Origin of the sequence: Rhizobium indicum, from assembly GCF_005862305.2 — a bacterium.
GTDB lineage: Bacteria > Pseudomonadota > Alphaproteobacteria > Rhizobiales > Rhizobiaceae > Rhizobium > Rhizobium indicum.
Genome location: NZ_CP054021.1, coordinates 4,510,176 through 4,530,338, shown reverse-complemented (window position 1 = coordinate 4,530,338; position 20,163 = coordinate 4,510,176). Strand labels below are relative to the sequence as shown.

Sequence of the window (20,163 nt, the reverse complement as noted above, 5' to 3'; positions counted from 1 at the left end):
TCATGCTCTCTTCTTCGGCGCCGGCCAGTTGTGGGTTTCCTCGGTCGCATCGCGGCACCAGCGGAAGAAGGCGTCGTAGAGAAGCATCCCGGCCTCGAGCTGTTCCAGATCGTCGGAATACATCCTGGAGAGGCCGAGCGAGGCGGCCAGCAGGCCCGCCGCCTCGGGCGCGAGATCGAGCCTTGCGGTATCCGCCGCCCTGACGATCCGCGCCAGGCGCAGGAGCGGCTCCGATGCCAGCCCGAACTCCTCGACCATGACATCAAAGGTGCATAGTTCGCTGCGATGGCTCCAGAACACGTCATCGATATCGAAGGGCACCGCCCCGAAGCGCTCGCTGACGGCTAAAACCTCAGGCGCCGGCACGAACAGGAATACGGCGCTCGGATCGACGAAGCGCCGGATCAGCCAGGGACAGGCGATGCGGTCGATCTTCGGCCGCGCCCGCGTCACCCAGACCGTGCGCCCCTCGGCGTCGCGTTGCGGCAGCTTTTCGTCGGGCACCGCCAGTCCTCCCGCAATCCAGGATTCGAAGCCGCCTTCGAGGCTCTCGGCGTCGATCCCGGCATGGCGGAGATAGGCGGCGACGCCATGGCTGAGCTTGCTGCCCTTCTGGCAGACCACGACGACGGCGCCGGCATTGACGCTGCCCGCCCAGGACGCGACCTCGGCATGGGCGCGCCGGATCGAGCCCGGCACCAGGCGCGGATCGAGCGCGAAGTCCTCCTCGGTGCGAACGTCGATAATGCAAGGCGCACCGGGGGTTCCGATAAGGCGATTGAGCTTGTCAGGGGAAATTTCGAGAAATGACGGCATGACGCGTCCCTCCGTTGATCGGTTTTACTGGACGCGATTCTTCAGCATGACGCCTCGTGGGGTGATCGCGACCCCATGCAGAAATCATTCGCAAACAGACCCCGTGGTGTCAAGCGCATTGCGCCATGGCGGCTTGCCGTCCACCGGCGGCCTGCCATCCGCGAATGCACCCAATCACAGCCGGCAGCTCTACCACCGGGTCTCTGCCGGTTGCCCGCAAGCAGATGAGGCGTGAGCGGCAAAGCCGCGAATGCACGGAGCGCCAGTAAACGAGAATGATGAGTACGAAAAGCCAATCAGCACAAGCGCTTCGGCCCAGAACGGAACAAAATGCCCACTTCTGCATTCTTCTGTCACCGAAAGAGGAGAAAGTACCATGACGTACGACCCCAATAATGCCAACGACCCGAACCGCCCGCTGAACCCAAATCTGGATCTGCGCACCACGCCGAGCGCGCGCAGCAGTAATACCTGGGTTGTCTGGGTCGCTGCATTGGCCGTGATCGCTGTCGCTGCATTCGCCTATTCGCAGTGGAGCACGCCCGGCACATCCCCGGACACGACAGCCTCCACAACCCAATCAGAGCCGGCGCCGGCCAAGCCGATCGCTCCGACTGACAACAGCGCAACGCCTGCACCGGCACCAGCACCGGCCACTCCGCCGGCTGCCCCTGCCCAGCAGTAACCGCTGTTCGGCAGAAAGAAGCCGGCCCAGTGCCGGCTTCCTTTCTGCCGCGAGATCTTGAAGAATTTTAAGCAAACCCTACTTAAGGGATATCATATCTGTCTCTGACGGCTGACCACGGATGTACTGGCAGCCGTTATCGAGACCGATCGAGGAAGGTCGGTGCGAGTTTCGCCCGGCCTTTTTTCTTGTCCATATTGGCAACGCCGGGATCGGGATATTATTTCGGGATCCTGTTATAGAAGGACTGCGGATCGTACACGCACTCGTAGTCGAGGAGGCAGAGCTTGCCATTGGCATCCCTCACTCTTGCGGTGTCGTACTTGTCGCCGAGATTGCACCTCGCCGGCGGATAACGGAAGCTGCGGCCGCCAAAGCCCATGCGCACGAAAACCGCCTTGTCCTTGCGGATGATCTGCGCAAGCTCTTCGCAACTATGATCCCTGGCATTGACCTCCACCGCCTCGACGGCAAGAGCGATGGACGGAAACAACAGTGCGACGGCCAGAACAACGCTTTTCATGGAAACTCCTGAATGTGAGAGAGCGAAGGTAGGGCATCGCACCGCGTGCCGCCAGTGCGAGAACCGCCGGAATTATACACCGAGCATGGCGGCCTTGCCTTTTTACTCCCGGCACGCTTGAGAAATCAGCTAAGGCACGAGCTCTTTGAAGCCAGCAAGGCCCAGGTGGACGGGCAATCCTTCGCTACTGCTTCTGCGAGGGCATCGCTACATCCCGATCCATTAAGATGTTTGGTCTACGCTGCCGGCCATGAAACCGACGTTTGGACGCAGACATCTTGCATTGCCAGAGACGGAGCAGACAAGGGCCGTTCCAGCACGGAAGGTCGATGTGTCGCCCGCCGGAAGCTTCGATTGGCCGAAAACCAGGCGTTACGCCAAAAACGCGACCTTGGCGCTCTTGATCGTCACAAAGATTGCGGTTGCGGCTATTTACGTCCTTAGACTAAACGCCTCGCATTCCTTCCAGGAATACGCACCGCCAATAGCGATGATGGCGGCCCTGTCGTTTTTCATCGTCGCAGCTCTCTGGCTCGCCGGCATGAAACTGAGCGGCAGCGATTGAGGGACACACAAAGAACAATTTTCGAAAAGCGCGATGCGCTAGGGAAAATTATAGGGCGACGCAGGGTCGAAGATGCAGGAATAATCAAGGATGCACTGTTTTCCACCTGCATCGCGCAAACTGGTGGTGCTGCGCTTATCGCCCATGCTGCATTGGGCGGGTGGATAACGAAAACTGCGGCCGCCGAAACCGACGCGGACAAAGACCTTTTTGTTCTGGCGAATGATCTGCGTAAGCTCGCTGCAGCTATGCTCGCTCGCTTTGACGTTCATGACGCCTGCGGCAAAGGCAGGCAACGGCAGAGACAATGCGACGGCAAAAATAACGCTTCTCATAGACCCCTCCCGATACGCGAAAGGGAGATAGAGCGCACGACCGACGCGGCCAGTCCTGCGCACGGCGCCAACTATGCCGCTCGCTTCGAGAACAGTTTCCGGCAGGCCGGAAAATCCGGCCTGAGTTCGAATATATCAATCTTTTCAAGAAATATGGTGGGTGATGTAGGGCTCGAACCTACGACCCGCTGATTAAGAGTCAGCTGCTCTACCAACTGAGCTAATCACCCGTTCGCGCTTGGCTGCGCGGTGTGACGGGGCGTATAAACAGGATCGGCAGCCTTGTCCAGCGCATAGCCGAAATTTCTTTGGTTAATCGCGAAGATTTTTCGGTTTGGCTGAAACGCAGCACATAACCCCGAAAATCGGAATCGATTTTCGGAAAGGATTATGCGCGGATTCAAAGTGATAGAGCGTCCTTAGCGCGTCCTGTCGGACGCGCGGCGCTCGATGCATGTCGCCCAAAAGTGCGCAGCGGTTTTGGGATAACGACTTGCATAAAACAAAGACTCAAAGCGCGTCGCATGAATGCGGATTGACCCGACGCGCTTAAATCAAAGGTCGAGCGTGCCGCTTGCCAGCCGCACTGCCTGGCCGCCGATCCGCGCGTTGGAGATCGCCCCGCCGTCGACATCGATATGCAAGTGGATGAAGGACGGCCGGCCCATCTCGACCCCCTGCTCGATCATGATCGGATGATGCCCGTCCGTCAGCCGGTCGAAATGGTGGATCGCGCCCGAGAGTGCGGCCGCCGCCGAGCCGGTAGCCGGATCTTCGACGATGCCCATGCCGCTTGCGAACATGCGCGCATGGAACTTCGCCACGTGGTTGACGCCGCCGCGGCAATAGACATAGGCCGAGGCAAGCGCGCCATCGACAAAGGGCACGATCTTTTCCCAGAGTTGCGGATCGAATTCCACCCGCTGCGTGGCTCCGACATCGTGCACCGGAATGAGCAGGAAGGGAACGCCGGCGCTCCAGATCGACGGGACGTGATTTTCGAAGCCGATCTCGGTCACCTTCAGCGATAACGCATCGGCGATGCCGAGCTTGTCGAGTGGCATGATGGCGGGCTGCGATTTGCGCGGCAGGTCGAATTCGGCAAAGCTCGCCTCGCCCTCCCTCAGCCGCACGGCGCAGCGCACCGGCCCGACATTTTCCTCAAGCACCGTGACGAGATCACGCGTTGCAGCACCGTGCGCCCGTTCGGCCAGCGCCACCGCCGTGCCGACCGTAGGATGGCCGGCAAACGGCAGCTCGCGCCCAGGCGTGAATATCCTTAGACGCGCCGCATAGGCGGGGTTGGTTGAAGGCTGCACGAAGACCGTCTCCGAGAGATTGATCTCCCGGGTGATCGCCTGCATCGCCTCGTCGCTGAGATTGTCTCCGTCGAAGATCACCGCCAGCGGATTGCCCGCGAGCTTTCGATCGGTGAACACGTCATAGACGCTGTAGCTTCGCGCCACATCGGCCTCCCTGAATCGTCATCGCGCCGCCAACCTGCCCGACCGGGCGAACGAGTGCAAGGCGCTAAAACGCTTCACGTCAACCGGATTCACACGACGCGCTTTCGATCTTTACGTGATGCATGTCGTTATCCCGAAACGCTACATGGCTTTGGGCGGCATGAATCAACTCCGCTCGGCCTTACCGAAATACCAGTCGATCACAGGCAACATGGCGATGTTATAGGAATGGGCGGAGGGATCGGCCGAGCGGATCGCCACCGCGCCGGCGATCTCCTGGTCCTCGGCGACGAGCATATGCCGCTCGATCCGCTCGATCATCTCGTCCGCCGTCATGTCGAAGCGGAATAGCCGCAGCAGCGTCACCGTGCGCTTGTTATGGGTGGCGAACAGCCCCTCACCCGCGACAGAGTCGGCAAGATCGAGCCCGGTCTCCTCATGCACCTCGCGGCGCATGTTCGCCTCGATGTCGCAACGCCCGTCGACGATATCCTCCGGCTCCAGCGAGCCGGCGGCGAAATACACCTGGCCGGGATTGGCGGTATGGGCGCCCATGCGGATCGCCACCAGCGCGCCGTCGGAGGTTTCGAGCACCGGATAGGCGAAGATGTGAACACCGCCCTGACGCTGCGGCTGTCGGCGCCACCACATGAAGGCGGAAAAGGGAATGACGTGGCCCTCGCCCGCAATCCCGTTTTCACTGAGGGCGAGCCGTTGCTGAAACACCATGCGCCCGTCGAACAGCGCCGGATTGGCGGCGGTCTCCCGCGCCCAGTTCTCGCGGATGGCTGCATCCTCGGTAGCGACCAAAGGATGGGGACCGGGCAGAATGCGCAGATCCACGCCGGCAATCGGGAAGACCGTCGCCTCCGGCGGCCAGCCGGCGAAATCATCGGAAAAATTGATGTTGGTGAAATTCGCGTTCAAATTTGCATTCATGGGAGATCCAGTGTCATGACGACGGGGCAGTGATCGGACGCCTTCGGCCTGTCCCAGCCGGTGCGCGGATAACGCTCCACCTCCTGCCCCGGCGGGAAGATGGTGCGGTAGGGCTGACCGCTGCGGATGATTTCGGGCAGGCGGCCGGCATTGTGGGCGGCGAGTGCTGGCGAGAGCCAGAGATAATCGAGCTGGCAGAGCCACTGCTCCTGCGGCCCGCGCGCGTGATAGAGCGTCCAGCGGTCGAGGGGTTCGCGGCGGCGCACCACATTTTCGGCAAAGCCATCACGGCTGAAAACGTCGAGTGCGCTTTCGGCCTCATCCTGATGCTCGAAGCGATAGCCGGCGCCTCGGCGGCCGATGACATCGACACGCTCCTGATAATCGTTCATGTCCCCACAGATAGCGAAGCTCTTCGTGCCGGCTTGCTCCGCACCGAAGCGATCCTCGATGATGCGGCGCACGGCGCGCGCCTCGGCGCGGCGGATCGGCATGGTCGACTGCCGCCCGTCCAGCCCGTCGCGCGGATTGCCCATCGACTTGAAATGCACGACGTAGAGCGAAAATGGCCGGCCGCCGATCAGAAGGTCAAGCTCCAGGCAGTCGCGCTTGAAGATCTTGTCGTCGATGCGGTTGGTGAGCGTCAGTTCCTCATTGAAGAGATCGAGATCGCGATAGGTCGTCATCGCATGGCTTCTGATATCCCGGAGCTCGATCTTCTGGCCGTCGCGCGTTTCCTCGCGCATCAGCACAGCAACATCAATGCCGCGGCTGTCATTGCCCTCGACCAGGTATTTCTGGCGGTAGCCGTTTCCGACCATGCGGAAGAGATAGCCGTATTCGAAGGCCTGAAGGGCAGCCTGGTTGTCGATTTCCTGCAGGCAGAGGATATCGGCGTCAGCGTCGGCGATCGCAAGGGCCGACATCTGCCGCGTGTCGTCGGTCGCAGCGATCACCCGCGCCTGCTCGAGCTGCTGGTAGACACCCTCGCTCGACACCTGGAAAAGCTTGATGACGCGGTCCTGGCGCAGCTGGTTTCGGAAGCCGGTGAAATCGAAACGGGTGAGAAGATTTTCGACATTGAAGGTGGCGAGGCGAAGCGACATGGCAAGGATCCGGTTGCGGGCAGTACCTTATCCGGCAATAGCCGCGGGAAAAGATGGCAGGGCAAAGAAATATGCGGATAATCACTCCTCCTGGAGCCCCAGAGGCGATTGCCTGTGACTTGGGCCGCAGACATTCCGCCGCAAGCCTCCGATAGTTCTCCGTAGAGGACAATCGTCGTTCCGGCGCGGGGGCATTTCATGAAGCGGGTTCTTGCATCGTTTGCGGTTCTGACGTCCCTCGCAGGCGCGGCCCTTGCCGACACCTACGGCGCCATCGCCTACTCGCCGTCGACCCGCGCCATCGGCTGGTCCTATGCTTATGACAATCGCGGCGACGCCGAAACCGTCGCCCGGCGCATTTGCGATAGCAGCGCCAACGATTGTCGCATCGCCATCTGGTTCCGGAACGGCTGCGGCGCGGTGGCCGTCGGCCATCGCAGCGGCTGGGGCTCCGGCTGGGGTAATGATGGCCGCGAGGCCCAGCGCCAGGCAATCCGCAGCTGCAGAAAGCAAACCGGCAGCTGCCGCGTCATCCGCTGGCAGTGTTCGGAGAACTAATAATCCGGCTAAGCCAAAGCAATGGCTATCCGAGCCACAAGGCAAGGCACGCCGGCGAAAAGGTCGCCTCGACGCGTTTTTCAGCGGCGCTTAGATCCCGCCGGGCGGGCTTGAGGTGGCGCCATCGTGAGGTTGGCTGTGCCCGCCATCAGCACTGCTCGACGAGCTCCCGTTGCTCGAACCGCCATGTAATTCACTTGGCTTAAATGTTCGGGTTCTCCATTCGTCGCCCCGTTTCTGCCGCTCTAAGGATGGGCATCCCTGAAGAACGCTCGCAGCACTTAAAAGAACCGCCGCAAGCACGAAAACGGATCGGATACGCCTTACTTGAATTGGCATGCGAGTATGGTCCCTCAATATATGATTTTCGCGCGGGCTTTACTTGACCCATAGCGCACGTAGTTATTTTAGCCGTTTGCTTCCATCACGGATTACTAGACCGGAGATATTCAACTTTTTGACGATTCGAAAGAAGGTACCGGCGATTTTCAACCTCATATGGTCGGGCTTCGACTGGTGTCACCGTAGAGGTCTAGTTCCGCCTTCTTCAAAGCCGCCACCCGGCGCGGATGACGACGCGAACCGCCTCGCCTGGCGCGACAACCACGCGGCTGAAAGCACGTAGCGTCTGGCCGTTGCCGAGCGTGAGTTTCACAGCATAACGCTCGCCCTCGAAGAGCACGGATTCGACAGTTGCTGGAGCCCCCTCGCCGCCGATGACCACATCTTCCGGCCGCACCAGAACATCGGCGCCATCGCTATTGGCAGCATGAAGCGCATCCTGAAGCTCGTCCCACTCCAGATGGCGTTCACGGCCCGTGAGCGGCAGCGTGAGAATGGCCCCTCGCCCGATGAGCCCACCGATGATGCGCCCTTCCGGCCGTGCGTAGATCTCGGCGGGCGGCGCCACCTGCAGCAGCCGCCCTTCCGACATGACGGCGACGTCGGTCGCGAGCGCCATCGCCTCGCTCTGGTCGTGGGTGACGTAGATCATCGTCGCGCCAGAGCGCTGGTGGAACTCGCGAAAAGTCTCTTCCATCTCCTGTTTCAGATGCCGGTCGAGATTGGCAAGCGGCTCGTCAAGCAGAACGACAGCGGGCGATGTCACCAGGCAGCGGGCGAGCGCCACGCGCTGGCGCTGACCGCCGGAGAGATCGGCCGGGCGCCGTTCGGCATAATCGGCAAGCCGCACCGTGCCGAGCGCGTCACGCACCTTCGTCCGGTAGGCCTCGCCCGAAATGCCGCGCACTTGGAGAGGATAGCCGACATTGTCGGCAACACTCATATGCGGCCAGAGCGCGTAGGATTGAAAGACCATCGCCATATTGCGCTTTTCCGGCGGCAGCGATTGCGCGGCATCGGCAAGCAATCTCTCGCCGAGATGGATCGAGCCATCGCTCGGTGTCTCGAAACCGGCGATCATCCGCAGCACTGTCGTCTTGCCGCAACCGGAAGGCCCGAGCAACGCCAGGAAGCCGCCCTCGCGCACATCGAGCGAAAAGCCACTGACGGCGGCCCGGCCTGTACCGAAATCCTTGCCGAGCTGGTTGAGGATCAGCCTCGCCATGGGATCACTCCTTTCGGCAGTCGTTTCGCCAGAAACTCGAGCAGCAGCATCAGTACGACGACCATGAGGACGACGAGCACAGAGAGCGCCGAAGCAAGGTCCGAGCTGCCGCTATCATCGAGATTGTAGATGGCAACGCCGAGCGTCTGGGTGCCGGCAGACCAGAGCAGCGCCGAGATCGTCAGCTCGTTGCAGGCAATCAGAAAGACAAGAATAACGGAGGCGCCGGCGGCCGGCGCAATCAGCGGCAGGATGATATCGGCAAGCCGGCGGAAGAAGCCGGCGCCGGAAAGCCGTGCGGCCTCTTCCAGCGCCGGATCGAGCTGGTGGAAGGCGCTGACCACGGGTTTCAGGCTGACGGCGAAGAACGAGGAGAAATAGGCGATCAGGATGATCCAGATCGTGCCGTAGAGCGAGACGTGCAGGATCGGAATCGGTGCTGCGAACACCAGGATGAAGCAGACCGCCATGACGATGCCGGGCAGCGAATAGGGTATCTCGATCAGGCTGGAGACGATGCGTGACAACGCGTCCTTGCGCCGCGTCAGCGTGTAAGCCGCAAGCACTGTCACCACGAGGAGACCAAGCGCGGTCGCGCCGGCAAGCGACAGCGAATTAATGAAGGCGGTGCGCGTCACAGCCTGCCTGAACAGGATCTCCTCAAAGGCATGCAGCGACATGGTCTTGAAGGTGAGCGGCACGCCATAGGCCGGCACCAGCGCGCCGGCGACCAGCGCGAAGAAGGGTGCTGCCAGCATGAAGAACAGGATCGCCCAGACGAGCGGTGTGAAGACCAGCCGCCAGGCGCCGAGTTCGAAGGCCGCACTCGCCCCGGATAACCCGATGACGCGGTAGTCGCGGCCGCGCAACGCCCGGTCCTGGATCACCAGCCCGACGACCGAGATGATGGCGATGATCGCCGAGAGCACGCCGACATCACCGAAGGTGCGGCTGGTGAAAGCGGAGAACTTGGTGAAGATCAACGTCGGCAGCGTGAAGATCGAGGCCGGAATGCCGAGAATGGCGGGAATGCCGAAATTGCCGGTGCAGGAGACGAAGGAGATCGCCGCTCCTGCAATGATGCCGGGCAGCGACAAAGGCAGGATGATGTCGCGGAACACCCGCAGGCTGGAGGCGCCGGAGAGCCGTGCGGCTTCGACGCCGTCGCGGGGCAGCGTCATCAGCCCGGCCCGAAGCGCCAGGTAGACCAGCGGAGCATGCTGCACGCCATAGAGCAGCGCAATGCCGCCCACCGAATAGAGCGGCTGCGGCGAACCGAGCGGCGGGGCGAGATGCAACGCCTTCAGCAACGGGCTGGAGGGGCCGGACATCTGCACCCAGGCAAGCGCCGTCACCTGCGGCGGGATCATCATCGGCAGCACGAAGAAGAAGCTGAGCAGCCCCTTGGCGCGGATATCGGTCAGCGTCAGCAGGAAGGCAAAGAGGCAACCGATGACGAGAGAGATGATCGTGCCGAGAAGGGCGGTGACGATCGTGTAATAGGTCGCCGACCAGAGCGACGTCTCGCTCAAAACCGTCATCACGCCGCCATCGGCGAAGGCCGCCATTCCGACCATGGCGAGGCGGGCGAGCGGCAGCACGCTGAGGATCAGGACTATGATGACGACAAAAGGAAACAGCCAGGCGGGCTGGCTGTTTCCGGTTTTGATGTATCCGTGCATGAAAGGATCAGTTCGAGCCGTAGATGCCCGAGAAGGTCTTGAGATCCTGGTCGGTATTCTTCAATGCTTCGGCCGCCTTGATCGGCAGGACCTTGATGGTGTCGCGTGCCGGAAAGCCTTCCGGCAACTTCATGCCGTTGCGGGCCGGGATGTAGCCGAGCTTCAGGAAGCCTTCCTGGCCCTTTTCGGAGAGCAGGTAATCGACGAACTTCTTAGCGGCATCGGCATTTTTGGTGCTGGCGAGGATGCCGACCGGCTCGGTGACGGCCGAAACGCCTTCGCTCGGGAAGACGAATTCGACGGGAGCGCCCTTAGCCTTCTCGCGGATCGGCAGGTAATCGACGACCATGCCGTAAGCCTTTTCGCCCGAGGCAACGGACTTCAGCACGGCGCCGTTGCCGCCGGCAGCGATCGCGCCATTTTCCGCAAGCGACTTGTAAAAGTCCCAACCGAGTCCAGGAACGGCGGCAAGCGTCTGGGCGTGGATGAGGGCCGCACCCGAGGCAAGCGGGCTCGGCATGGTGACGAGGCCTTTGGCTTCCGGCTTGGTCAGGTCCTTCCAGCTCGCAGGCTTCATCGCTGCCGAGGTATTGTACATGATGCCGGTGGTGATCAGCTTGGTCGAGTAGTAATAGCCGTCGGCGTCATAAAGGGCGGCGTCGTACTGAGCAGCCTCCGGCGACTTGTAGGCCAAGAGCTTGCCGTCTTCCTTGAGGCGCTCCAGCGTCACCACGTCGGCGATGAGGAGAATGTCGGCGACCGGGTTGCCGGCCTGGATCTCGGCCTGAAGCTTCGCCATGATCTTCGGCGTGCCGTCGCGTACCCAGTCGACCTTGATATCGGGATTGGCGGCCATGAAACCATCGACCGTCGCCTGTGCGTCCTCGTTCGGCTGGCTGGTATAGAGAACCAGGTTTGCGGCCGAGGCCGGAATGGCAAAGAGGCTCGCGGCGACAAGGGCTGCGGCAGAAACGATCGTTTTCATGGGAAGGATCCTCGATTTCGATAGCCCTCCCTTATTAGGGGTCGTTGACAGAGATGTGACAGGGCGCGGCGGTTGGTCCAAGCCCTGCACGACTACTTTGCCACCGACTGGTCGTGACCTCACCACCCTCGCTTCGGTCAGTTCACTGAGGATCAACTGAAGCAAATGCCTGATCAGCGGGTCCCGCTCCCGCCGATACGTCGCGCAGGCAGAGCCGGTCATGGCCCGCGGACAAAACCTCCGCGGCAGCCGGCCACGGCGCTCACACGCCGTGGCCCCTCGGATCGAATACTACTTTGCAGCTTCTTCGATCAGTTCAGCCACCTTCTCGGGATGCGACACCATCACGACGTGGGAGGCGCCATCGACCACCACGGTCCGCTTGGAGCCTGCCCGCTCGGCCATGAAGCCAAGGGCTGCGGCCGGGATGTTCTTGTCGCCGGTGCCGTAGACAAACCACGACGGCAGCTTCTTCCAGGCGGGCTCGCCGGATTTTTCGGTCAGGGCAGCCTCGGTGACCGGACGCTGGGCAGCCGCCATCAGGGCCGCCTGTCCGGCCGGCACGTCGCTGGCGAACTGATCATGGAACTTGGCCTGGTCGATATAGAGATCGACACCGCCGGCGCTGAGCTTTACCGGGGCCGCAAGCGCTCCGCTCAGCGTACCGCCCGGAAACTTGCCGGCGAGATCTGCGACCGATTCTCCGGCATCCGGCGCGAAGGCCGCGACATAGACCAGCGACCTGACGTTGTCGTGGCCGTTGGCCGCGGTCGAAATGACCTGGCCGCCATAGGAGTGACCGACAAGGACCACAGGGCCGGCGATGCTGCCAACCACGTCGGAGACATAGGCAGCATCGTTAGAAACGCTGCGCAGCGGATTGGCGGCTGCCACGACAGAAAAGCCATCCTTGCGCAGGATTTCGACGACGCCGTTCCAGCTGGATGAATCGGCAAAGGCGCCATGGACGAGGACAACGGTCGGCTTGGCCGGCTGAGCAACGGCAGCACCGGAAAGAAGAGCGCCCGCCAGGGCGACGGCAGCAGCAAACTTGAACATTGGTCATTTCCTTTCGTCGGTTGAGTTTCAAAGAAGCCGAATGGGGAGCCACAAGGGAATTCACCTGCTTGCGAATCTATTGACGCAGCAAACCTCTGCGGTTTCCGTGTTCGGTATATAATTTGTCAGCGATTTCTTTGTACACGATCTAATTAGGCTCCCTCGTCTGCCGAGTCAATAGCTTGCAAACAGATCGCGCACAAATTATATTGAGATCAAAGGAGAGCGTGATGAAAGACACCAGATCAAATGATCTCGCTGACGTGCCCAAGATCGATGAAATGCTTTGCTTTTCGATCTATTCGGCAAGCCACGCCTTTAACCAGCTTTACCGTCCCCTGCTCGACGAGCTGGAACTCACCTATCCGCAATTTCTTGTCATGACCGCCTTGTGGGCGCGCGACGACCGCACGGTGAAGGATCTCGGCGAGACGCTTTTTCTCGACTCCAGCACCCTCACTCCGCTGCTGAAGCGGCTGGAAAATGTCGATCTCGTCACCCGCAACCGAAATCCCGCCGATGAGCGCCAGGTGCTCTTGCGCCTGACGGAGAAGGGACAGGCGCTCAAGAGCCGTGCCTCCCATGTGTTCGACTGCATCGGCAAGGCTGTCGGTCTCGACGCCGAGGCTGTCAGCAAGATTCGGGACACAATCGCTTCGCTCCGCGACAATATTCACAAGAAGGACAAACACGAGGGCTAACGTGGCCTCCACCACGTCGACGCTGCGCCAAGACAATTTCCGTCGACAAGCCGATGACATATTGTACGATCTGCCGCTCGGCTCGTGATCGGCCATAGCCGCCGCATGGCCGGAAGATGCCGGCGCTCAGAATCTTGCTAAGTCTCACGCAGCCGTGAACGCGCCGCCATTGCCATCTCGGAGCGTTGAGGTACGTCAGTCTTGTTTAAAGGGAGGAATTTCAATGGAATATCGTCTGCTCGGCCGTTCCGGCCTGAAGATTTCGACTTTGACCATGGGCACGATGACCTTCGGCGGCGTCGGCTGGGCGAAGACCGTCGGCGATCTCGGTGTCTCCGAGGCGAAAAAGATGATCGATATGTGCATCGATGCCGGCATCAATCTGATCGACACCGCCAACGCCTATTCCGACGGTGAATGCGAAAACATCATCGGCGATGTGCTCTCCGGCAAGCGGCCGCAAGGCGTGTTGCTCGCCACCAAGGCCCGCTTCAGCATGGGTGACGGCCCGAACGACCAGGGTCTGTCGCGCTACCACCTGATCCGCGAATGCGAGGCGAGCCTCAAGCGCCTGAAGACCGATGTCATCGACCTCTACCAGGTGCATGAATGGGACGGCCAGACGCCGCTTGAAGAGACGATGGAAGCCCTCGACACCCTGATCAGGCAGGGCAAGGTGCGTTATGTCGGCTGCTCGAACTATTCCGGCTGGCACATCATGAAGGCGCTCGGCATCGCCAACGAGCACCGGTACCAGCGCTTCGTCAGCCAGCAGATCCACTATACGCTGGAAGCCCGCGACGCCGAATACGAACTGCTGCCGATCTCGATCGACCAGGGTCTCGGCGTGCTGGTCTGGAGCCCGCTCGCCGGCGGCCTGCTCTCCGGCAAGCATCGCCGCAACCAGGCAGCGCCCGAAGGTACGCGCCAGTTCGCCGGTTGGACCGAACCGCCGATCCGCGACGAGAACCGCCTCTGGAACATAGTTGAGACGCTGGTCGCGATCGGTGGGGAACGCGGCGTTTCCGCCGCACAGGTGGCGCTCGCCTGGCTGATCGGTCGCAAGGCGGTGACCTCGGTCATCATCGGCGGCCGCACCGAAGCCCAGTTCCGCGACAACATCGCCGCCGCCGAGCTGAAACTCACGGACGAGGAGTGCAAGCGCCTCGACGCGGTCAGCCTGCCGCCGGTGATCTATCCCTATTGGCACCAGCTGAACACGGTTAGCGACAGGCTTGGTGAAGCCGACCTCGAGCTTTTCGGACCGCATCTGGAGCAATAGGCGGCAACGGATCAAGCATTGCACGGCGGAAGACAAAGCATGTCGCGCAAAAGTGCACAGCGGTTTTGCGACCACGACATGCTCAAATCAAAGACACTAAAGTGTGGCAGGCGAATCTGAAAGATCGCGTGATACTTTAGCCGTCACAAAAGATGCACTTTCGCCGTGTTACCGTAAGATCCCGCCACCCCGCGAGGTTCTGCATGCTGAAGAATTACAAGGTCCTGAAGGGTACGGCGAGCGCACTCGCTCTCGATGACGACAACGATCCCCATATCGAAATCCGCATCGAGGCGAACGGTGTCAGCTACCGCATCGCGCTCAACGTCCGCTCCAAGGAATCGCCGCACGATCTGCTCTATGCCAATGTCGTCGATTTCCGGCACCCGGCGCTGACGGAGGCGCTCGAAGCCCTGCCGATGGGCCTGACCGATATCCGCAAGGACCGTCCGGAGCTCGCGTTCGACTATGTCCGCGGCGGACTGATCGAGCGCGAGGACATGAATGTCGCGCCCTTCCAGCTATCCGGCCCGAAGAACGACCTGCGCGATTTCATCGAGCCGATCGTCCAGGAAGGCATTGCCGATTCCGACGTGCATTTCTACGCCTTCGGCGAGGCCTGGGGGCCAGAGAACAACAAGCCGGACCAATATTTCGACTTCGAACCGGGCAACGGCATCCACGACATCCACATGAACCAGGGCGACGGCGGCAGCTTCAAGGCCACCAACGGGCCGAACCAGGACGGCGCCCTGCTCGTCCATTTCAACGATACCGACGAATGGGCGGCGATCTTCCTCTGCTTTCAGTCGCAGAACTGGAACACCGATGCGGCGACCGGCCATCCGGTTTCCGACAGCCGTGGCGGCCAGGGCCGCGGCGAAGGCACACGCCGGCCGCAGCCGATCGTCGCCTCGTCGCTACGCATCGTCGCCGCGCTGATCAACCCGGTCAACGGCGAAGGCGGCACCGAGGCCGAAACGGTAACGATCATCAACCGCTCCGACATGGAGGCATCGCTCGAAGGCTGGAAGCTGGAGGACGAAAACGGCAGGACCCAGACGCTGTCGGGATCGCTTAGCGCAGGCGAGCTGCGCACCATAGCGCTCGATGCCGCAGCCGGCGGCCCGCAGCTTGCCAACAGGGGCGGCGACATCATCCTGCGCAATGCCGACGGCGCCGTGGCCGACCGGGTCGGCTACGGCAAGAGCGAGACGGCGAACGAAGGCTGGACGACGATCTTCTGATCGGCGCCCTGCCCTTCCCCGCCGGCCGGGCGACTGGAATCAACTGCCGATCTCGGCCGAGATCAGTGCGCTCAGGCGGCCGATGCCATCTTCGATCATCTGCTCGTCGGCGCAGGAGAAGCTGAGGCGGATGGTGTTGGCGCCGGAACCGTCGGCGAAGAAAGCCTTGCCGGGCACGAAAGCGACCTTGGCGGTTTCGAGCGATTTCGCCAGCAGCTTGGCGCCGTCCATGCCTTCCGGCAGCGTGATCCAGATGAACATGCCGCCCTCCGGCTTCGTCCAGTTGGTGTCTTCAGGCATGTATTTATCAAGGGCTGTCAGCATACAGTCGCGACGCTGGCTGTAGGCGGCCTTGATCTTGGCGACCTGCGCGTCGAAGCCGCGCTCGGCGACATCTGATATCGCCATCTGGTTGATCGTCGAGGAATGCAGATCGGCCGCCTGCTTCATCAGCACCAGCTTGCGGATGACGGGCGCATTGGCGACGATGAAGCCGACCCGAAGGCCGGGCGCCAGCGTCTTCGAGAAGCTGCCGCAATAGATCGTGCGCGTATCGTTGATATGGCCCTTCTCGGCGATCTCGAGCGCCAGGATCGGCGGGATCGGATCGCCGTCGTAACGCAGCGACTGGTAGGCCGCATCCTCGATGACGGCGATGTCGAGATCTTCCGCCAGTGCCAGGACCTTCTTGCGGCCGTCAAGATCGACGGTTTCGCCGGTCGGATTGGAGAAGTCAGTGGAAAGATAGGCGAACTTTACCTTGCCGCCGGCAGCGGAAGCGGCCGCGCGGTAGGACTCGGGCGTGCGGTTGCCGTTCGGCGTCAGCTGGTCGTAGGCCGGTTCATAGGCATTGAAGGCCTGCAGCGCGCCGAGATAGGTCGGCCACGTCACGAGCGCGGTGTCATCAGGCGACAGGAAGAGCTTGCCGAGATAATCGAGACCCTGCTGCGAACCGGACACGATGAAAACGTTATCGAGTTCGCAGGGGATGCCGAGAGCCGCCATCTGCCCGACCAGCCATTCGCGCAGCGGTTTGTAGCCCTCGCTGACCGAATATTGCAGCGCCGAGTTGACGGCGGCGCCGTCGAAGATATCGGCATAGGCCTGCTTGAATTCCTGATGGGGAAACAGCGCCGGATCCGGAATGCCGCCGGCGAAAGAGATAATGTCGGGCCGGTCGAGAAGCTTCAAGAGCTCGCGGATCTCGGATGCGCGCATGCGCGACGAGCGCGACGCAAACATGGTGTCCCAGTTCAGCATGGGGTTTCCTCGTATTTTTCTATTCCCCCAGCAGACCATGCCGGAGAATTTATGTCAACAATACTGACCTATTTTCTTGTCCCTGTGACAAGAAGGCGATTATTCCCCTGATCGATGCCGAAACCGCCTGATTCAGGCCTTTCCAAGACCAGCCCGGCGGCAGTAATGTCGCCGCCACTATTCAATGTACTATCAAGGTGCCAGCAATGACCGCGACGACGACCTCTCCTGAAATCAAAATCGAACTCCATAAGTCTCCCGTCTCCGACGCCGACCGCATCCAGGCACTGGAGACGCCCGGCTTCGGTAAGGTCTTCACGGATCATATGGTCCTGGCACGATGGACTGCCGACAAGGGCTGGCACGATGCGAAGGTTACGCCGAGGCGTCCTCTGGAGCTCGATCCTGCAAGCGCCGTGTTACACTATGCTCAGGAAATTTTCGAAGGCATGAAAGCCTACAAGGCAGACGATGGCCGGATTCTGCTCTTTCGGCCCGAAGAGAACGCCCGCCGCTTCGCGCAGTCGGCGACCCGCATGGCTATGCCTCCTGTGCCCGAAGAACTCTTCCTGAAGGCGGTCGAAGAACTGGTCCGCGTTGACAAGGCCTGGATTCCATCCGGCGACGCCAGCCTCTACCTTCGCCCCTTCATGTTCGCCAACGAGGCGTTCCTGGGCGTTCGTCCAGCTCAGGAATATGTCTTCTGCATCATCGCCTCCCCGGTCGGCGCCTATTTCAAAGGCGGAGCGAAGGCGGTTTCCCTATGGGTAGAGACCGAATACACCCGTGCTGCCGCCGGCGGCACCGGTGCTGCAAAATGCGGCGGAAACTACGCAGCCAGCCTCGTGGCGCAAGCCGAGGCGGCGAAGAAGGATTGCGATCAGGTCGTCTTCCTGGATGCGGCAGAGCATCGCTGGGTCGAAGAACTCGGCGGCATGAACGTCTTCTTCGTCATGAATGACGGATCGGTGGTGACCCCGCCTCTTGGCGGCACGATCCTGCCGGGTATCACCCGGGCCTCGGTGATCGTGCTCGCTGGAGAAAAGGGCTTGCGCGTCGAGCAGCGTCCCTACTCCTTCGCGGAATGGCAGCAGGACGCAACCAGCGGCAAGCTCGTCGAAGCCTTCGCTTGCGGCACTGCCGCGGTCCTGGCGGGCATCGGCCTGGTTCGGCATGCCGGCGGCGAGTTTCTGGTCGGAGACGGACAGACCGGCAAGTTGACCAGCGAACTGCGCCAGCAGCTCGTCAGTCTGCAGAAAGGCGTAACCAACGATGAGCGCGGCTGGACGCGCCTTGTCCCGGCCTGAACTCCGGACGCTTCACGCCAACGGCGGCGTCAACACCGACATGGTGGGCGCCGCTCTCCGCCTCGCCCGCAAGGCCGCCGGGCTGGCGATCTATTACGCCCTCGTCGAAGTTCGTTTCGATCTGCACGATACGATGTTCTTCGAGCTGACGGCCTTTAAGCAATCCGCGGATCTCTTTCGAAACCGGACGCCGCCCGGCTTTTTTGTGGCCGAGTCAGCCGGGAAAAACCATCGTCAACTTCCCATTTTGCGACCGCACCAACGCCAAAACCACTTCGCCATTGACCGATGCTAAGTGAATTCTTACTATCTGCCAATCGATAGAGGAAAGGTAAGAATGGCAACCGCAACCCTCTCTACAAAATTCCAGATCTCCATTCCCAAGGAAGTGCGCGAACAACAGCACTGGTCGGCGGGACAGGAATTCGTGTTCATACCCAAAGGCAAAGGCGTATTGCTGATGCCGGTCCCGACGCTTGCCGATCTTCGTGGCATCGCCGAAGGAGCGGACAAGAAAAACTACCGCGACCGGAACGACCGTTTCTGATGCGCGTGATCGACAGCTCCGCATGGATAGAATGGCTGACGAAAAGTGCTGCTGGAACTCGGCTGCAGGCTGAAATCCCGGAACGCGATCAATGCATCGTTCCGACGATCGTGCAGCTCGAGCTGTCCAAATGGCTGGCACGCGAAAAGGACGAGGAAGCCGTCGACAGCTTCATCGCTTATACCGCGACATGCATGGTTGTTTCTCTCGACACAACGCTTGCTCGCCGTGCTGCCGAAATATCGGCAACCCATAAACTCGCCACCGCCGATGCGATCATTTATGCGACCGCGGAGCGCCATGATGCCGATATCCTGACCTGCGACGCCCATTTCAAGGATCTCGAACGCGTCATCTATATCGATAAAAAAGACTGATCCGCATGTGACCCAAGCCCTCGACGGCTGGGCACAACGCTTCTATCACAAACTGGGAAATGATAATCTGGCATCAGGAATGGCTGAAAACCGGCATGTGCGGGCGGCACCGAATCCAATGGCGAAAATGACGATCTCGCTTCCGGATAATCTGGCGGAATACGTCGAAAACCGTGTCGCAAGCGGCAGATACAGCAGTGCCGGCGCTTTCCTGGCGGAGCTTATTCTGAAGGATCAGCTCCATCATAAGCTTGACGACGAAGAACTGCGCCACATTCTGAGACAGGCTGAGGAAAGCGGCCCGAGCGAGCGACGCATTCCCGACATCCTGTTGGAAACGAAGGCAAAGCTGCGTGACAACCACCTATAGGCTGACCCAAACCGCCTACTCTGTGCTATCGGGCATCGACGAATATGCTAGCCTCAATTTCGGCGAGGCGCAGGCAGACGCCTATCTTCTCGACTGGGACAGGATTTTCGTGCTTCTTTCGCATGCTCCCTCCATGGGAGAAGAGTGCGACGAACTCGGCGCTGGCCTTCGCCGCCTCCTCCACATGCGTCACGTCGCCTTCTACCGGGTGACATCGGAAGGGATTGTCGTCATTGACATCATCGACGCCGACCGGCTTCCTGAACGACATCTCCAATCCAACCGACGCCCACGATCGGCCGAGCAGCATGCCTCTTGACTGCACCTCCGCCTTCTATGAGGAAAATGCCGAGACATATGCCAACCGGGCGCGCAGCCTGCCGAAGCAGCAGCTCGATGCCTTCCTCGCCGGGCTTGCGCCGGGTGCGGCAATCCTCGAACTCGGCTGCGGCGGCGGGCAGGACAGCGCCTACATGCTGTCGCAGGGCTTCGATGTGACGCCGACCGACGGCTCCGCCGAACTTGCAAGACAGGCCGAAGCGCTGATCGGCAGGCCCGTCAAGATCATGCTGTTCCAAGAACTCGATGCCGAAAGCGCCTTCGACGGCGTCTGGGCGCATGCGAGCCTTCTCCACGTCCCACGGCCGGAATTGCCTGATGTTTTCACCCGCATCCGTCGCGCGCTGAGGACCGGCGGCATCATTCACGCGAACTTTAAGGCCGGGGACGCGGAAGGCCATGACGGCAAGCCGACCCGCTGGCTGACCGTCGGCGCAGAACGGTAAA

The 20,163-nt window shown here is 61.1% G+C and carries 24 protein-coding genes and 1 tRNA gene; 13 read left to right on the top strand and 12 right to left on the bottom strand.

The genetic code is table 11. The features are described from left to right. Positions 1-816 (bottom strand): chromate resistance protein ChrB domain-containing protein, encoded by an 816-nt coding sequence (locus FFM53_RS21995; RefSeq protein ID WP_138387220.1) that lies wholly within the window; start codon positions 814-816, stop codon positions 1-3. Between the two features lie 376 nt (positions 817-1,192). Here FFM53_RS21995 and FFM53_RS21990 point away from each other — a divergent pair, with 376 nt between their 5' ends. Continuing rightward, entirely contained in the window at positions 1,193-1,501 is a 309-nt protein-coding gene (locus FFM53_RS21990; RefSeq protein ID WP_003541169.1) for a hypothetical protein, read from the top strand. Between the two features lie 220 nt (positions 1,502-1,721). On the opposite strand, the gene FFM53_RS21985 is transcribed toward FFM53_RS21990, so the two are convergent. Beyond that, a complete protein-coding gene (locus FFM53_RS21985) occupies positions 1,722-2,024 on the bottom strand; it encodes a hypothetical protein (RefSeq protein ID WP_138387219.1) in 303 nt (100 codons plus the stop codon). 331 nt (positions 2,025-2,355) lie between these two features. On the opposite strand from FFM53_RS21985, the gene FFM53_RS21980 reads away from it, so the two are divergent. Continuing rightward, complete coding sequence (locus tag FFM53_RS21980) at positions 2,356-2,589, top strand: hypothetical protein (protein ID WP_246413032.1); 234 nt, start codon at positions 2,356-2,358, stop codon at positions 2,587-2,589. Positions 2,590-2,627: 38 nt separating this feature from the next. Here FFM53_RS21980 and FFM53_RS21975 read toward each other — a convergent pair whose 3' ends face one another. The 5 genes from FFM53_RS21975 to FFM53_RS21955 all read right to left on the bottom strand — a co-directional run bounded on the left by FFM53_RS21975 (position 2,628) and on the right by FFM53_RS21955 (position 6,435). Then, positions 2,628-2,924 (bottom strand): hypothetical protein, encoded by a 297-nt coding sequence (locus FFM53_RS21975; protein WP_138387218.1) that lies wholly within the window; start codon positions 2,922-2,924, stop codon positions 2,628-2,630. A gap of 154 nt (positions 2,925-3,078) precedes the next feature. Next, a tRNA-Lys gene (locus FFM53_RS21970) sits at positions 3,079-3,154 on the bottom strand. 324 nt (positions 3,155-3,478) lie between these two features. Then, positions 3,479-4,390 carry a PhzF family phenazine biosynthesis protein gene (locus FFM53_RS21965; protein ID WP_128401576.1) on the bottom strand — a complete coding sequence of 304 codons (912 nt, stop codon included), beginning with the start codon at positions 4,388-4,390 and terminating at the stop codon, positions 3,479-3,481. A 165-nt stretch (positions 4,391-4,555) separates the two neighbouring features. Beyond that, entirely contained in the window at positions 4,556-5,329 is a 774-nt protein-coding gene (locus tag FFM53_RS21960; RefSeq protein ID WP_138387217.1) for an NUDIX hydrolase, read from the bottom strand. Next, positions 5,326-6,435: an endonuclease/exonuclease/phosphatase family protein gene (locus tag FFM53_RS21955; protein WP_138387216.1), complete on the bottom strand. Its 1,110-nt coding sequence runs from the start codon at positions 6,433-6,435 to the stop codon at positions 5,326-5,328. Before FFM53_RS21955 ends, FFM53_RS21960 begins: the two co-directional genes overlap by 4 nt. Before the next feature lie 198 nt (positions 6,436-6,633). On the opposite strand from FFM53_RS21955, the gene FFM53_RS21950 reads away from it, so the two are divergent. Further along, positions 6,634-6,993 carry a DUF4189 domain-containing protein gene (locus FFM53_RS21950; protein ID WP_138387215.1) on the top strand — a complete coding sequence of 120 codons (360 nt, stop codon included), beginning with the start codon at positions 6,634-6,636 and terminating at the stop codon, positions 6,991-6,993. Between the two features lie 547 nt (positions 6,994-7,540). On the opposite strand, the gene FFM53_RS21945 is transcribed toward FFM53_RS21950, so the two are convergent. The 4 genes from FFM53_RS21945 to FFM53_RS21930 form a co-directional block, all read right to left on the bottom strand. Further along, the gene (locus tag FFM53_RS21945; RefSeq protein ID WP_138387214.1) at positions 7,541-8,560 is read right to left on the bottom strand and encodes an ABC transporter ATP-binding protein; all 1,020 of its coding nucleotides are present in this window, start codon (positions 8,558-8,560) and stop codon (positions 7,541-7,543) included. Next, entirely contained in the window at positions 8,548-10,242 is a 1,695-nt protein-coding gene (locus tag FFM53_RS21940; protein WP_138387213.1) for an ABC transporter permease, read from the bottom strand. The genes FFM53_RS21945 and FFM53_RS21940 overlap by 13 nt, the downstream gene beginning before the upstream one ends. A gap of 7 nt (positions 10,243-10,249) precedes the next feature. Next, positions 10,250-11,227: an ABC transporter substrate-binding protein gene (locus FFM53_RS21935; RefSeq protein WP_138387212.1), complete on the bottom strand. Its 978-nt coding sequence runs from the start codon at positions 11,225-11,227 to the stop codon at positions 10,250-10,252. A 291-nt stretch (positions 11,228-11,518) separates the two neighbouring features. Next, positions 11,519-12,286, bottom strand: a complete 768-nt coding sequence (locus FFM53_RS21930) for an alpha/beta fold hydrolase (RefSeq protein WP_138387211.1) — start codon at positions 12,284-12,286, stop codon at positions 11,519-11,521. A 230-nt stretch (positions 12,287-12,516) separates the two neighbouring features. Here FFM53_RS21930 and FFM53_RS21925 point away from each other — a divergent pair, with 230 nt between their 5' ends. From FFM53_RS21925 to FFM53_RS21915, 3 genes are all read left to right on the top strand, one after another. After that, positions 12,517-12,987 (top strand): MarR family winged helix-turn-helix transcriptional regulator, encoded by a 471-nt coding sequence (locus FFM53_RS21925; RefSeq protein ID WP_138330601.1) that lies wholly within the window; start codon positions 12,517-12,519, stop codon positions 12,985-12,987. 223 nt (positions 12,988-13,210) lie between these two features. After that, entirely contained in the window at positions 13,211-14,269 is a 1,059-nt protein-coding gene (locus FFM53_RS21920; RefSeq protein WP_138330600.1) for an aldo/keto reductase, read from the top strand. 203 nt (positions 14,270-14,472) lie between these two features. Continuing rightward, positions 14,473-15,516: a DUF2278 family protein gene (locus FFM53_RS21915; RefSeq protein WP_138387210.1), complete on the top strand. Its 1,044-nt coding sequence runs from the start codon at positions 14,473-14,475 to the stop codon at positions 15,514-15,516. A gap of 39 nt (positions 15,517-15,555) precedes the next feature. Here FFM53_RS21915 and FFM53_RS21910 read toward each other — a convergent pair whose 3' ends face one another. Further along, positions 15,556-16,776: an aminotransferase-like domain-containing protein gene (locus tag FFM53_RS21910; protein ID WP_138387209.1), complete on the bottom strand. Its 1,221-nt coding sequence runs from the start codon at positions 16,774-16,776 to the stop codon at positions 15,556-15,558. Positions 16,777-16,982: 206 nt separating this feature from the next. Here FFM53_RS21910 and FFM53_RS21905 point away from each other — a divergent pair, with 206 nt between their 5' ends. The 7 genes from FFM53_RS21905 to FFM53_RS21875 all read left to right on the top strand — a co-directional run bounded on the left by FFM53_RS21905 (position 16,983) and on the right by FFM53_RS21875 (position 20,162). Continuing rightward, positions 16,983-18,083 (top strand): branched-chain amino acid aminotransferase, encoded by a 1,101-nt coding sequence (locus FFM53_RS21905; protein ID WP_138387208.1) that lies wholly within the window; start codon positions 16,983-16,985, stop codon positions 18,081-18,083. Continuing rightward, on the top strand, positions 18,049-18,378 hold the full coding sequence (locus FFM53_RS21900; protein ID WP_138387207.1) for a hypothetical protein: 330 nt from the start codon (positions 18,049-18,051) through the stop codon (positions 18,376-18,378). The genes FFM53_RS21905 and FFM53_RS21900 overlap by 35 nt, the downstream gene beginning before the upstream one ends. 42 nt (positions 18,379-18,420) lie before the next feature. Beyond that, positions 18,421-18,630 carry an AbrB/MazE/SpoVT family DNA-binding domain-containing protein gene (locus FFM53_RS21895; protein WP_017961195.1) on the top strand — a complete coding sequence of 70 codons (210 nt, stop codon included), beginning with the start codon at positions 18,421-18,423 and terminating at the stop codon, positions 18,628-18,630. Next, positions 18,630-19,007 carry a type II toxin-antitoxin system VapC family toxin gene (locus tag FFM53_RS21890; protein ID WP_138330596.1) on the top strand — a complete coding sequence of 126 codons (378 nt, stop codon included), beginning with the start codon at positions 18,630-18,632 and terminating at the stop codon, positions 19,005-19,007. The genes FFM53_RS21895 and FFM53_RS21890 overlap by 1 nt, the downstream gene beginning before the upstream one ends. A gap of 118 nt (positions 19,008-19,125) precedes the next feature. Beyond that, positions 19,126-19,377: a ribbon-helix-helix domain-containing protein gene (locus FFM53_RS21885; RefSeq protein WP_138330694.1), complete on the top strand. Its 252-nt coding sequence runs from the start codon at positions 19,126-19,128 to the stop codon at positions 19,375-19,377. After that, entirely contained in the window at positions 19,361-19,696 is a 336-nt protein-coding gene (locus FFM53_RS21880) for a type II toxin-antitoxin system RelE/ParE family toxin (protein WP_138330595.1), read from the top strand. Before FFM53_RS21885 ends, FFM53_RS21880 begins: the two co-directional genes overlap by 17 nt. Then, positions 19,686-20,162: an SAM-dependent methyltransferase gene (locus tag FFM53_RS21875; RefSeq protein ID WP_138387206.1), complete on the top strand. Its 477-nt coding sequence runs from the start codon at positions 19,686-19,688 to the stop codon at positions 20,160-20,162. Before FFM53_RS21880 ends, FFM53_RS21875 begins: the two co-directional genes overlap by 11 nt. The last annotated feature ends 1 nt before the right edge of the window (position 20,163 follow it).